The sequence below is a fragment of the Lachnoanaerobaculum sp. Marseille-Q4761 genome (assembly GCF_017565785.1).
Classification (GTDB): domain Bacteria; phylum Bacillota; class Clostridia; order Lachnospirales; family Lachnospiraceae; genus Lachnoanaerobaculum.
The window spans coordinates 1,109,212-1,123,562 of sequence record NZ_JAGEKB010000001.1 but is presented as its reverse complement, the minus strand read 5'-3'; the positions used below and the strand labels follow the sequence as shown (position 1 = coordinate 1,123,562).

12 protein-coding genes are annotated in these 14,351 nt (G+C 37.7%); 5 read left to right on the top strand and 7 right to left on the bottom strand.

Translation table 11 applies throughout. The features are described 5' to 3' along the window. Nucleotides 1-26: 26 nt before the first annotated feature. Nucleotides 27-1,736 carry a peptide ABC transporter substrate-binding protein gene (locus tag J4O15_RS05145; RefSeq protein WP_208099937.1) on the bottom strand — a complete coding sequence of 570 codons (1,710 nt, stop codon included), beginning with the start codon at nucleotides 1,734-1,736 and terminating at the stop codon, nucleotides 27-29. A 536-nt stretch (nucleotides 1,737-2,272) separates the two neighbouring features. Here J4O15_RS05145 and J4O15_RS05140 point away from each other — a divergent pair. Next, complete coding sequence (locus J4O15_RS05140; RefSeq protein ID WP_208099936.1) at nucleotides 2,273-2,578, top strand: type II toxin-antitoxin system RelB/DinJ family antitoxin; 306 nt, start codon at nucleotides 2,273-2,275, stop codon at nucleotides 2,576-2,578. Further along, a complete protein-coding gene (locus tag J4O15_RS05135; protein ID WP_208099935.1) occupies nucleotides 2,575-2,808 on the top strand; it encodes a type II toxin-antitoxin system RelE/ParE family toxin in 234 nt (77 codons plus the stop codon). Before J4O15_RS05140 ends, J4O15_RS05135 begins: the two co-directional genes overlap by 4 nt. A 295-nt stretch (nucleotides 2,809-3,103) precedes the next feature. Here the strand turns inward: J4O15_RS05135 and J4O15_RS05130 are convergent, their stop codons facing one another. From J4O15_RS05130 to J4O15_RS05105, 6 genes are read right to left on the bottom strand one after another with little or no spacing between them, the layout of a single operon-like run. Then, entirely contained in the window at nucleotides 3,104-4,756 is a 1,653-nt protein-coding gene (locus J4O15_RS05130) for a peptide ABC transporter substrate-binding protein (protein ID WP_208099934.1), read from the bottom strand. A 31-nt stretch (nucleotides 4,757-4,787) separates the two neighbouring features. Continuing rightward, nucleotides 4,788-6,446, bottom strand: a complete 1,659-nt coding sequence (locus tag J4O15_RS05125; protein ID WP_208099933.1) for a peptide ABC transporter substrate-binding protein — start codon at nucleotides 6,444-6,446, stop codon at nucleotides 4,788-4,790. A 45-nt stretch (nucleotides 6,447-6,491) separates the two neighbouring features. Next, nucleotides 6,492-7,544: an ABC transporter ATP-binding protein gene (locus J4O15_RS05120; RefSeq protein ID WP_208099932.1), complete on the bottom strand. Its 1,053-nt coding sequence runs from the start codon at nucleotides 7,542-7,544 to the stop codon at nucleotides 6,492-6,494. After that, nucleotides 7,537-8,556 carry an ABC transporter ATP-binding protein gene (locus J4O15_RS05115; RefSeq protein WP_009219262.1) on the bottom strand — a complete coding sequence of 340 codons (1,020 nt, stop codon included), beginning with the start codon at nucleotides 8,554-8,556 and terminating at the stop codon, nucleotides 7,537-7,539. The genes J4O15_RS05120 and J4O15_RS05115 overlap by 8 nt, the downstream gene beginning before the upstream one ends. Before the next feature lie 11 nt (nucleotides 8,557-8,567). Continuing rightward, nucleotides 8,568-9,614 carry an ABC transporter permease gene (locus J4O15_RS05110; protein ID WP_040457584.1) on the bottom strand — a complete coding sequence of 349 codons (1,047 nt, stop codon included), beginning with the start codon at nucleotides 9,612-9,614 and terminating at the stop codon, nucleotides 8,568-8,570. A gap of 55 nt (nucleotides 9,615-9,669) precedes the next feature. Next, nucleotides 9,670-10,587, bottom strand: a complete 918-nt coding sequence (locus J4O15_RS05105) for an ABC transporter permease (protein WP_009219260.1) — start codon at nucleotides 10,585-10,587, stop codon at nucleotides 9,670-9,672. 440 nt (nucleotides 10,588-11,027) lie between these two features. Between J4O15_RS05105 and J4O15_RS05100 the strand changes: the two genes are divergently transcribed. From J4O15_RS05100 to J4O15_RS05090, 3 genes are read left to right on the top strand one after another with little or no spacing between them, the layout of a single operon-like run. Then, nucleotides 11,028-11,339: a hypothetical protein gene (locus J4O15_RS05100; protein ID WP_009219259.1), complete on the top strand. Its 312-nt coding sequence runs from the start codon at nucleotides 11,028-11,030 to the stop codon at nucleotides 11,337-11,339. Between the two features lie 2 nt (nucleotides 11,340-11,341). Beyond that, on the top strand, nucleotides 11,342-12,409 hold the full coding sequence (locus tag J4O15_RS05095; protein ID WP_208099931.1) for a V-type ATPase subunit: 1,068 nt from the start codon (nucleotides 11,342-11,344) through the stop codon (nucleotides 12,407-12,409). Next, the gene (locus J4O15_RS05090; RefSeq protein WP_009219257.1) at nucleotides 12,406-14,331 is read left to right on the top strand and encodes a V-type ATP synthase subunit I; all 1,926 of its coding nucleotides are present in this window, start codon (nucleotides 12,406-12,408) and stop codon (nucleotides 14,329-14,331) included. Before J4O15_RS05095 ends, J4O15_RS05090 begins: the two co-directional genes overlap by 4 nt. Nucleotides 14,332-14,351: the final 20 nt, after the last annotated feature.

The following is a 14,351-nucleotide window of genomic DNA, read 5'->3' as shown; positions in this document are numbered from 1 at the left end:
ACTAGAATATGTACTTTATATTTATCTTACTCGGCTATATCAGCATACTCGAAGTGCCAGAATCCGTCAGGTGAATGCCAGCTGCCTGTTATCTTATCGCTCTGAAGATAGAAATCATTGTAATAAAGCAGCGGAACCATAGCCGTATCCTTCATCATAAGATCTTCAGCCTGGTGGAAGTATCCGAATCTTGTCTGCGGATCTTTCTCTGTAGCCGCCTTTTCCATCAGAGCATCAAACTCAGGATTGCTGTACTTGGCATTATTATTTCCATTTCCTGTTAATGCAAGTTCTAATATATTTGAAGGATCATTGTAATCCATTACCCAACCGTCTCTTGCTATCTGATAGTTTCCTGATCTTCTCTGTGGTGTAAATGACTTCCACTCAACTATATTTACTTCTACCTTAAGACCAAGCTCTCCCCATGCCTGCTGTAAATACTCGGCAATCTTTTTGTGATAACTTGCATCATTGGTTGAATAAACCATCTCAGGTAGACCTACACCATTTTCATATCCGACTTCTTTTAAAAGCTCCTTTGCCTTTGCAAGATTTCCTGCATGATCCTCAACATTAATATACGCAGATGAATCTGTTATATTGTCCTGCCATACTGTACCGTCCCAGTCCGTTACTCCCTCACTTACAAATCCGGTTGCCGGAGTATATGTACCTGCTGTAATAACTTCAGAAATATATTTTCTGTCAAGTGCAAGTGAAAGCGCCTCTCTTACTCTTGAATCTTTAAACTCGTCTAAAGTATTATTTAAATCAAGATAATATGTTCCAAGTATAGGGTCAAGATAATAATCAGCTCTTTCCTTTAATGTTGTAATCTCCTGTGTAGGAATACTCTTAATCATTAAAGCATCACCCGACTCATAAGCACTGAAAGCTGCATTCTGGTCTTCCATCAGCAGACATTTGATACCGTCAAGTTTTACTGAATCCGCATCCCAATAGTTCTCATTTTTCTCAAACATAAGGTAGCTTCCCGGCTTCCACTCAGTAAGCTTAAAAGGACCTGTAGAAATATATGTCTTAGGATCGATACTCCAACCGTCCGGATTTGCCTCCACTACATCCTTTTTAACAGGTGAAAGTGAAACAAATGCCGCAAGCTTATCAAAGTATGGGGTAGGCTTTGCCATATGTACAATTAAAGTCTTATCATCAGGTGCTTCTACTTTCAGCTTTGTCGGATCCGGATCTATGGTAGTATTACCTTCCGCATCAGGCTTTCCGATAGCCTCATCATAGCCTTCCACCATTCCAAGCACTGTCTGTGCATAAGGTGCCGCAACATTCGGATCAACCATTCTCTGCCAGCTGTATACAAAATCTTCTGCTGTAAAGTCCGAACCGTCCGACCATTTTAATCCGTCTCTTAAGTGGAATGTCCAGGTAAGCTGGTCATCACTTATCTCATACTTCTCTGCCAGCCCCGGTACTACCTTGCCCTCTTTGTCAATCTTTAAAAGATTTTCAAAAGCGTATAAGATATAGTTTGCACCATCTACTGCTGAGTTAAGTGCAGGGTCAATGGACTCCACATCAGGTCCAAGCTGAATAGTAAGTATCTTTTTACCATCGCCGGATTTTTTAGTATCACCGTTTTCAGCAGCCTTAGTGCTGTCTGCCGCCGGTTCAGTGTTTGATTTTGAGCCTCCACACCCTGATAGTGACATTGCACCGGCTATTGCCAATGCTGCAACAATCAATCTTTTCTTCATTAAATCCTCCTCCATTTCAATTACATTGTTTAAGCAGAATCTGATACTTGAAATTACAATCCTCAGAGCATTTAGCTTAAAAACTCTAAACTCCCAAGCAATGTTTTAACTATACCTCCGGTATCAACTTCAACTTTATATACTTTATGCATTTTATATGCACTCTGTATCCATACTTGAAACTATAAGATTTGTATAAATCGATTTGTTAAATAACTATATAAATCTTAAGTTTATTCAAACATATGTATAATTATACCATATTAAAATATATTTGTCTACCCCTAAATAATCTATCTGCTATAATCCAAAAAATATTCACGGTAGAATGTTTTATAAATTACCTCTTATAGCCGCTTTTCCTTTTTACATTTGAAAAAAACAGTAAACCGATTGATTTGATTTACTGTTTTGTGAACTACAATTCATCACTATCTCCGGAAATTCTAATGTCTTTTATTTTTAGTTGCAACATCAGATGTATTGCTATTCGCAATCAAAAGTGATATGATATATCTCGAAAGGAAGTAATATATATGGCAAGAACATCAAATATTTATGTAAGAGTTGAACCTGATATTAAAGAGCAGGCGGAAGTGGTGCTTGAAAAACTTGGAATACCAATGTCAAATGCTGTATCTATCTTTTTAAGGCAGGTTGTAATGCAAAATGGTTTGCCTTTTGAAGTTAAAATCCCTAATACAAAGCCTCTTTCTTTATCAAATTTATCAGAAGAAGAATTTAATATTGAAATGCTAAAAGCTCATAATGATTTTGAGAATGGAAGAACATATAGTTTTGAAGAAGTAGAAAATGAGTTAAAGAAAGAGTTAGGTAGATGAAATATAGGATATTGGAAGCTATTAAATCTCTTGATGAATTTCCAAACAGGCATAGATTATGTGATTATCAAGAATGGAAGGATAAGGGACTTAGAGTTTTACCTGCTGATAACTACATTATATTTTACATTCCTGATGAGTCAAGCCAAGTTGTAAAAATATACCGTATTATATATGGGAAAAGAGATATAGAACACCAATTAAAAGATAGAGTTATATTTGAAGAATAAAGGTCAGATTTTCCAAACAGTTTTCGTAAAATAGTGTAACACTTGTTGAACAATTATAAAAAATTAATGATGTAGAAATGGCTAAGAGGAGCGGAGTAATAATCTGCTCTTCTTTCTTGTGCAAGAGGAAAATTTACAAGCATGATACAAGAAGGTGGAAAAGTATTTTTAGAGCATTTCAGCAAAACCGGTAATGAAATAATCACAGATAAAATAACCGGGCTCATTCAGAAAGAATGTGAAGATATGAGTTATAAAAAGAGCCGGAAGCAAAGTTCCGACTCCATATATTATACTATTCTGCTATATCAGCATATTCAAAATGCCAAATACCGTCTGATGTATAAAAACTGTCTATAATCTTATCGCTCTGAAGATATGTTTCATTCTGATACATTAAAGGAATAACTCCAGCATCCTTTAACAGAATCTCCTCAGCCTGATGGAAATATCCAAATCTTGTCTTAGCATCCGATTCATTTGCAGCCTTATCAAGTAGTGCATCAAACTCAGGGTTAGAGTATTTTGCATTATTGTTTCCATTTGTACTCTGCACAAGTTCAAGAACATTTGAAGGATCATTATAATCCATTACCCATCCGTCTCTTGCTATCTGATAGTTTCCTGATCTTCTCTGTGGTATAAATGACTTCCACTCAACAATATTTACTTCAACATTTATTCCAAGCTCTTTCCAAGCCTGCTGTAAGTACTCTGCAACCTTCTTATTGAAACCTGCATCATTTGTTGTATATGACATAGTAGGAAGACCTACTCCGTTCTCATATCCGGCTTCCTTCAAAAGCTCTTTAGCCTTTGCAAGGTTTGCATCGAAATTGTCATTATCAAAGTATACAGACTTGTCTATAACATTATCAGCCCATGCGCTTCCGTCCCAATCAATTACACCGGTTGGAACAAATCCTGTTGCAGGTGAATTTATATCTGCGGTAATAGTCTCTGCCATATACTTTCTGTCAAGCGCAAGTGAAAGTGCCTGTCTAACCTTAGGATCTTTAAACTCTTCCAAATCATTGTTAATAACAACATATGATATTCCAAGCTTAGGACTGGACTTATAGTCCGATCTCTTCTGCATTGTTTTTACTTCCTCTACAGGGTAATCCTTAATCATTAGGGCATCTCCGGATTCATAAGCGCTGAAAGCCGCATTCTGATCCTGCATAAGGAGTGCCTTAATTCCGTCAAGCTTTACAGCATCCTTGTTCCAGTAATTCTCATTTTTTGTGAAAAGCATATAACTTCCCTGCTTCCACTCTGTAAGCTTGAAAGGTCCTGTGGATATATATGTCTTAGGATCAAGACTCCAACCGTCCGGATTTGCCTCTACTATTTCCTGCTTTACAGGTGAAAGTGCTGCAAATGCGGCTAGCCTGTCAAAGTAAGGTGCAGGATGTGACATATGAACAACAAGTGTCTTGTCATCCGGAGCCTCTACCTTGAGTTTTGTGATATCAGGATCTATTGTAGTATTACCCTCTGCATCAGGTTTACCTATAGCCTCATCATAGCCCTCTACCATTCCAAGTACAGTCTCTGCATATGGTGCCGCCACTTCAGGATCAACCATTCTCTGCCAGCTGTATACAAAGTCAGCTGCTGTAAGATCCGAACCGTCCGACCACTTAAGTCCGTCTCTTAGATGGAATGTCCATATGAGTCCATCATCACTTACTTCATACTTCTCAGCTAAACTTGGCGCTATCTTACCGTCCTTATCAAGTCTAAGCAAATTGTCTGATATCATTGTGATATAGTTTGCTCCGTCAGCTGACTGATTCAGTGCCGGATCAATTGTCTCCACATCCGGTCCTTCCTCTATAGTAAGGATCTTTCCACCCTTACTTGCCGACTTGGAACCTCCACATGCTGAAAGTGCTATGGCTGCAGCAATTGTCAGTGTAGCCAAAATCAATCTTTTTTTCATAAATTCTCCTTAAATTTTAATAATAAATATTTTATTCTGCTATATCTGCATACTCAAAGTGATAGATACCGTCAGCTGTATGATAGCTTCCTACTACCTTATCGCTCTGAAGATACATCTCATTGTAATAAAGAATCGGTGTTACGCCCATATCCTTCATAAGCATCTCCTCAGCCTGATGGAAATATCCGAATCTTGTCTTCGGATCTATCTCTTTAGCAGCTTTTTCTAAGAGTGCATCATACTCAGGATTAGAGTACTTGGAACTGTTATTTCCGTTTCCTGTCGTTGTAAGCTGAAGGATATTTGAAGGATCGTTATAATCCATTACCCAACCGTCTCTTGCTGTCTGATAATTACCCGATCTTCTCTGTGGTGTAAATGACTTCCACTCAACTATACTTACTTCTACATTAATTCCAAGTTCTTTCCAAGCCTGCTGTAAATACTCGGCAATCTTCTTGTGGTAAGCTGCATCATTTGTTGAATATGTAAGTGTTGGAAGTCCCTCACCGTTCGGATGTCCTGCCTCTGCCAAAAGCTCTCTAGCCTTTGCAAGGTTACCTGCATGATCATCAATATTTATATATACGGAAAGGTCTGTGATATTATCTGTCCAAAGTGATCCGTCCCAATCTGATGTACCTGCACTTACGAAACCTGTTGCAGGAGTATATGTACCTGCTGTGATAGTCTCTGAAATATACTTTCTGTCAAGTGCAAGTGAAAGTGCCTGACGAACTCTTGCATCCTTAAACTCATCTAATGTGTTGTTTAAGTCGATAAAATATGTTCCAAGCTGTGGATCCAGGTGATAATCAGGTCTCTTTTGCAATGTTGTGATCTCCTGAGTAGGAATATCCTTTATCATTAAAGCATCTCCCGACTCATATGCACTGAAAGCCGCATTCTGGTCATTCATAAGCAGACATTTGATACCGTCAAGTTTAACAGCATCCTTGTTCCAGTAATTCTCATTTTTCTCAAGCATCAAATAGCTTCCTGATTTCCACTCTGTAAGCTTAAACGGACCTGTAGATATATATGTCTTAGGATCAAGTGTCCATCCGTCAGGATTTGCCTCTACCACATCCTGCTTTACAGGTGAAAGTGCCGCAAATGTTGCAAGCTTGTCAAAGTAAGGTGTCGGTGTTGACATATGAACAACCAAAGTCTTATCATCCGGTGCCTCTACCTTAAGCTTTGTAATATCAGGATCTATTGTAGGCTTACCTTCTGCATCAGGTAAGCCGATAGCCTCCTCATAACCTTCCACCATTCCAAGAACAGTCTCTGCATATGGTGCCGCTATCTCAGGATCGATCATTCTCTGCCAGCTGTATACGAAATCATTAGCAGTAAAATCTGAACCGTCTGACCACTTCAAACCGTCCCTTAAATGGAATGTCCAGGTAAGTCCGTCTGCACTTGTCTCATACTTTTGTGCCAAACTTGGAGCAACCTTACCGTCCTTGTCAATTCTTAGCAAGTTGTCAAAAAGATATGTGGCATAGTTTGCACCGTCATTTGTTGTATTGAGTGCCGGATCGATAGTCTCCACCTCAGGATCAAGTTCGATAGTAAGAATCTTACCACCCGCATTCTTTGCCGACTTTGATCCTCCGCCGCAACCTGCAAGTACAAGTGCACCGGTAAGAACCAATGTAGCCAAAACCAATTGTTTTTTCATAAATCCTCCTAAATATTCTTTATTAAAACCACCGGGTTTTAATATTTAATTTATCTTTTCTATGTTATGACAGGCTACAAAATGTCCTTTTTCCATTTCTCTCCACTTCGGAACTTCCATTGCACACTGCTCTGTAGCATACTGACATCTGGTTCTGAAATGACATCCGCTTGGCGGATTAAGAGGTGAAGGAACCTCGCCCTCAAGCACGATTCTTGATCTCTCTCTGGAAACCTTGGGATCGGCTACAGGTATTGCAGAGATAAGGCTCTTTGTATATGGATGAAGCGGTCTGAATATGATCTCACCGCCCGCCGCAAGCTCTACCATCTTACCCAGATACATAACTCCGATTCTGTTACTTATATGATTTACAATAGAAAGATCATGAGCTATAAACAGATAGGTAAGCCCTCTCTCCTTTTGTAAATCCTCAAACATATTTACAACCTGAGCCTGAATGGAAACATCAAGTGCCGATACAGGCTCGTCCGCAACGATAAAATCAGGATCAACTACAAGCGCTCTTGCAATACCTACTCTTTGTCTTTGTCCTCCCGAGAACTCATGAGGATATCTGTTGGCATGCTCCGAGTTAAGACCTACAGTTTGCAATACTTCAATAATTTTGTCATGTCTGTCCTGTTTTGAAGCCGCAATCTTATTGATATCAATAGCCTCACCGATAATATCACCGACTGTCATTCTCGGATCAAGTGATGCATAAGGATCCTGGAAAACTATCTGAAGTTTTTTTCTGTAAGGATACATATTTACCGCAGTCTTTTTTCCAAGCTTAGGCACACCGTTTTCTATGATATCATTTCCGTTTTCATCTACAAGAGGTACTTTTCCGCTGTCAAAAAGCACCTGATCCTTATATATAATTCTGCCGTCTGTAGGCTCATAAAGCCTTAGTAAAGATCTACCTGTTGTAGTCTTACCGCAACCCGACTCTCCTACAAGTCCCAGAGTTTCTCCCTTTTCAATATAGAAAGAAACATCATCTACAGCTCTGACATATTTTTTATTTTTACCAAAACCTCCAACAGGGAAAAATTGTTGTAAATGTTCAACTCTAATTATTTTTTCAGCCATTCTGATTCTCCCCCTGTCTTAATTCTTTAAAATCCTCAAGCTCGTTCAGCCAGCACTGTGAGTAGTGAGTATCACTGAAATGCTTAACCGGTGACATTTCCCTAAGGCATATCTTCATACAGGAGTCACATCTGGAAGCAAAAGGACAACCCTTTGGCGGATTCAGCATATCCACAGGTGTACCCTCTATAGGAACAAGTCTTTCATACTCTTCCTCATACATCTTTGGAATACTCTTTAAAAGTCCCTTTGTATATTCATGCTTGGGATTGTAAAAAATCTCATCTGTAAGACCGCTTTCCACTATCTTTCCCGCATACATTACAGCTATTCTGTCACAGATATTCGCCACAACTCCAAGGTCATGTGTAATCATAATGATTGCCATTCCAAGTTTATCCTTAAGCTCTATCATAAGCTCTATAATCTGTGCCTGAATTGTAACATCGAGTGCTGTTGTAGGCTCATCCGCAATCAAAAGCTTCGGCTCACAGGCAAGTGCCATGGCAATCATAACTCTCTGTCTCATACCGCCTGAAAGCTCATGCGGATATTGCTTAAGTCTCTTATCAGGCTCATTTATTCCTACCAGAGTAAGAAGCTCTTTTGCTCTTTCTCTCGCCTCTTTTTTATTCTTATCAGTATGTAAAAGAATAACTTCCATTATCTGATTCCCGATAGTATATACCGGATTCAAGCTGGTCATAGGATCCTGGAAGATGATTGAAACTTCATTTCCACGGATTCTTCTCATTTCTTTTTCACTCATTTCATTGATATGATATCCGTTGAAATATAAATCTCCACCTATGATCTTTCCCGGGTTTGCTATCAGTCCCATAAGAGAATAGCTTGTAACACTCTTACCGGAACCTGACTCTCCTACTACTCCAAGCACTTCTCCCTCATTTACATAGAAGGAAACATCATCTAATGCCTTTACCTCTCCCGCAGGTGTAAAAAAGGAGAGTCTTTCATGTTCTATATCTACAAGATGTTTTTTTTCACTCATATTTCTCTCCTTTAATTCTTTAACTTAGGGTCAAATGCGTCACGAAGTCCGTCTCCCAAAAGATTCAAACTAAGTATTATCAAACTTATAAGCAATGCCGGTGCAAACAACAGATGCGGATATGATTGCAATCCTGTGATGGCATCTGAAGCAAGCGAACCGAGAGACGGCATAGGAACAGCCACACCAAGTCCCAAAAATGACAAATAGCTTTCTGTAAATATAGCGGAAGGTATTTGTAATGTGGTTGTAACTATCAATGTACCGATAGTGTTTGTAAGCAAATGCTTTCTGATAATCTGACCGCTCTTTGCACCAAGTGCTCTTGCAGCTGTTACATACTCCTGCTCTTTTAATACAAGTATCTGTCCACGGACAATTCTTGCCATACCTACCCAGTAAAGAAGGGCAAAAACTATAAATATACTTATAAGGTTTATTCCGAGGATATTAATCCACCCAAATCCCGGTGCAGATGCCAACAGCTTCATAGGCTTTTTAAGTGCAAATGTCAAAAGGATAATAAGTAATATATCAGGAACTGTATATATAATATCTACAATTCTCATCATTATAAGATCTACCCATCCACCGGTGAATGCGGCTATAGAACCGTAAATTGAACCGATAATAAGTACGATAAATGATGCCAAAAGTCCTACTATAAGAGAAATTCTGGCTCCCATCATTACTCTGATTGCATAATCTCTACCAAGACTGTCTGTACCGAGTATATGAGGGAATACGCTCTCTCCCGCAGCGATTTTTGCAAGTTCCCCTGCAGAATACTGCATAGGCATAAGTCTCTCACTGCCCTTTAACTGTGTTGCATAATCATATGGATAAAAAATCGGAACGATAAATGCAAGTACCAATATAATAAAAAACACTGCCAAAGATACAAGCGCCACTTTATTCTTTAAAAGTCTTCTAAATCCGTCCTGCCAGAAACTGACACTCTGACGCATCACTACCAGGCTTTCTTTTTCTTCTTTGCTGGCAGGCAAAAAATCTTCAGGCGATAAATTTAAATGCCCTGAAATAATATGTTTGCTCATTCTATATAGGGCTGCCACAAAATACTCGTGACAACCTTCTCCTTTCTTATAGGCTTTACTTTAGTTTTATTCTCGGATCTACGATCGTATATGTGATATCTACCACTACATTCATAAATATAATTAGAGTTGCAAGGAATATTGTGGTTCCCATGATAACTGTATAGTCCTGATTTATAACAGAACTTACAAACTCACCTCCAAGTCCCGGAATGGTGAATATCTTCTCTACAACAAAGCTACCTACAAGTGTATATGCTACAAGCGGTCCCATATATGTAATAATCGGCAATATAGCATTTCTGAGTGCATGCTTAAACAAAATAACATTCTCTGAAAGTCCCTTTGCTCTTGCGGTTCTCATATAGTCCTGTCCAAGTACGTCAAGCATTGACGATCTCATCTGTCTTGCAATATAAGCTGTAGGGTAAAATGAAAGTGCCAATACCGGCATTATATAGTTTAACGGTGATGTAAGACCGTATGTAGGCAGAAGTTCAAGCTTAACACCCAATACATACATAAGAACGGTACATACTACGAAACTCGGTACCGCTATTCCAAGGGTTGCAAACATGATTATCAGTCGATCAAGGATCTTTCCTCTGTTAAGTGCGGCAACAGAACCCAGCGGAACTCCAAATAACAGTGCAAGGACTATTGATATTCCACCCACTCTGGCAGAAACAGGAAATTTTGTGGATATTATCTGAGCTACATCTCTTCCCCTTTGCTTTATACTTATTCCAAAGTCACCTTTTACAGCATTTTTAAAATAGTTGATATACTGCACTGTGATAGGCTTATCGAGTCCATACTTTACCTCCAATGCTTTCTGAGCTGCTTTTGAAATTGACTTATCCGCAGCGAACGGTCCACCCGGAACTTGCTGCATCAGGAAAAAAGTCAAAGTTGATACAATGAATATTGTTGCTATTCCGAATATCAACCTTTTGATAATATACTTTAACACGTTTTCCTCTCCTTTACTTTTATTCTTTACTACAATAAGTTATTAAAGTATTTTGCTAATTTTTTAACATAAAGCTATTAGCGGATACAAAAAAATAGCAGGCAAGCACCTTTGCTATCTATCGCCTACTTCCTAGAAGATTATACACTAATCTATTATTTATTTCAAGTATATGTTCGCATAGTGTGTACTTTTGTTTGTCTCTCCAATACATTTGGATATGTCTATATATAAACTCTATTTTTTTTATATTTTATTTATTAATTTTATTTATTCTTGCCCTTTACTTTTTCAAAAAAAGGTTTATTATTATTTTCAACAAATGTATTTCTTCCTATTAAAAAGGTTTTTATAACTGCCAAAATAAATAGCCTGAAATATATTTATTGTGTTTTGCCCTACATAGGTAATCACATAATATTATTTATTAAGGAGGTTTTATGGATGATATAATAAGCAGACTTTCAGAAATCGAAGATTCATCTCAGGGCTGTATTGATGATGCCGTACTAAAGAAAAAGGAAATTGCTGCCGAGATGAATGCAAAGAAAGAGCTTTGGAAAAAAGATCTCGATGCAAAAACTCAGGCAAGAATTGCCGGGTTGAGAGAATCTATGAATATCTCAAAGGAAGAAAAAATATCAGAGCTGAAAAAGCAATCTGAAAAAGCCTTTAAGAATCTACAGGAAATGTATGACATTCACCATGATAAATATGTGGATATGCTATTCTCAAATATGATTAAGGAGTAGCTATGGGAAATTTATTTAAATACTCTTCCCTTACTACCAAAATTCGTTCGATGTCAAGTGATTTGATAAGTATTGAAGGTTTCAAAACATTATCTGAATGCAGAAGTATCACTGATGCTGTAAATGAGCTTATGCATTATAAATATTACAGTAATGTATTTAAAAACATTGATATCAATGCATTGCATCGAGAGGATATCGAGCAAATATTATTGCTAAGTAATCTGGAGGAGTTTTCAAGACTCTGTAAATTCAGCTCGAGCACTCCAAAAAAATATCTGAACTTAGTATCTATGTACAATACAATCTATGTCTTAAAGCGTATGCTTAGAGACATTCTCAGTCATAGACCGACATCTTTGGATTTAAAACTGTATTCACAATATCTCGGCAAAAAAATGAACTTAAATATTGAGGATCTTATATCGTCAAAGGATATATCACAGTTCATTGAAGCACTTAAAAATACCGAATACTATAATTGTTTGAATGAAGTATTTTTAAAGGGCTCCACCGGTATATTTGATTATGCACTTGCACTTGATTCTTATTACTTTGAGATTTGCTTTAAATTTGCAAACAAAGAGCTGAAAGGAGATGAGAAAAAAGAGGTACTGTCAATCCTTGGTACAAGATGTGATTTCTTAAATATGCAATGGATATATAGAACCAAGAAGTATTACAAAGTGGATAATGCAAAGATATATGCCACACTCACCCCGCATTATTATAAATTAAGCCCGGATGAGATAAAGAGGATGACGGAAGCTGAAGGAGCTGATGAGTTTAATGAAGTATTTGATACCACATATTATGGCAGATTATCTTCAAAACTTTTCAAAATCAGACCGGGGCTTGAAGAATTTTATATGGCTACACTGGAATATTTATATACCAAAAACAAAAAAAATAATCCCTATTCTCTGGCAACACTTAGCTATTATCTGTATTTTAGGGAACTCGAAATAAGCAGAGTCATAGAGATAATAGAATCTATCAGATATTCATTATCTTCAGAGGATATTATCACTAAGATTTTAAAACTTAAAGCAAGGAGGTCTTTCGCATGATTGAAAGAATGGAATTCTTGAATATCACAGGCCCGAAAGACGATATTGACAGAATCATTGAAACCTATATCAGTAAGTATGATTTTCAGCTGGAAAACGCTTTGTATGAGTTAAAAAATGTAAAGGAGCTGCATGCCTTTACAGACAGCAACCCCTATAAAGATATATTAAACAGGTCTGTGGAGCTGAAAGAATATTTAAAAGATAAAAATTTCAAAACAAATCGTCAAATGAGTATCGAAGAGGCCGACAAAGTAACCCGCAGTCTTTCCGAGAAGGTAGAGAGTTTTTCCAAGAAAAAGAATGAACTTGAAGCAGAACTTGCAGACTATGAAGAAAAACTCAAAAATGTTCACTATTTTATCGGACTGGATTATGACACCGAGAAAATTCTTCATTTTAAATATGTAAACTTCAGATTCGGCTCCATGCCCAAGGAATATTATGAGAAGTTTATGACCTTTGTATATGAGGATATTGATACGATTTTTTATAAGGCAAGGGAAATAGATGATAAAGTATGGGGCGTATACTTTGTACCGGATTCTATTTCAGAACAGATAGATGCCATTTATTCTTCCATGCATTTTGAAAGATTTTTCCTGCCGGATGAATATCACGGTACTCCTGCCGTTGCCGGTGCAAAGCTTAAAACCAAGATACAAAAATTAAAGGACAGTATACTTGCACTTGATAATAAAATAGTTCAAACCCTTGAAGATAATCGTGAGGATTTTTTACTTGCAAATCAGGTGCTCCACAGGTTTAACAAGGTTTTTGATGTAAGAAAGTATGCCGCCGCTACCAGAGATAACAGGAAAGATAAAAAGGTCTTTTATATTATCTGCGGATGGCTTACAGAAAGTGATGCAAAAAAACTGGAAAAGGAACTTGAAAATGAGCCTTCCACTTTTTGTATTATGGAAAAGGATCTTTCAAAGGTTGCCGGCACTCCACCTGTAAAATTAAAGAATAATGCAATTTTTAAGCCTTTTGAGATGTTTGTAGAGATGTACGGTCTTCCAAATTATAAGGAATTTGATCCTACCATACTTATAGGACTTACCTATTCCATTATATTCGGTTTTATGTTCGGAGATGTGGGACAGGGACTGGTACTTTTAATCCTTGGAAGCATTATTGCATTTAAAAAGAAATCAATGCTTGCGGCAATCATTGCCAGATGCGGATTCTTCTCTACAATATTCGGGCTTATGTTCGGTTCCATATTCGGATTTGAAGATATAATAAGCCCTCTTTGGCTAAGACCTGCAAAGGCTATGACCTCACTTCCCGTTATCGGGAACTTAAATACCGTTTTTGTTGTAACCATTGCTCTGGGTATGCTTATTATCATACTTATGATGATTTTAAGTATTTTAACAAAGCTCAGGTTTAAAAAGTCCGGAGAGGCATTATTTGATACAAACGGTGTTGCGGGACTTGTATTTTATACCTCGGCATTTATTACCATTATCCTTTTTATGACGGGTAATGCCCTGCCTGCATCCATGGTACTGTTTATTATGTTTGTTCTGCCTTTGATTCTTATTTTCTTAAAGGAGCCTCTGTCAGCTCTGCTTGAGAAAAAAAAGGTACATCTTGAAGGCGGTACGGGTATGTTTATACTACAGGGATTCTTTGAGCTTTTTGAAGTGCTTCTCAGTTATTTTTCAAACTCATTGTCCTTTGTCAGAATCGGTGCTTTTGCAGTCAGCCATGCCGCCATGATGGAGGTGGTGCTTATGCTCTCCGGGGCAGAAAGCGGCAATATCAATTGGATAGCTGTTGTACTTGGAAATATCTTTGTAATGGGTATGGAAGGTTTGATTGTAGGTATACAGGTATTGCGTCTGGAATACTATGAGTTATTCTCAAGATTTTATACCGGAGGCGGCAGACCTTTTAAGCCCTACAAATAATAATCTGATATCATTAAACC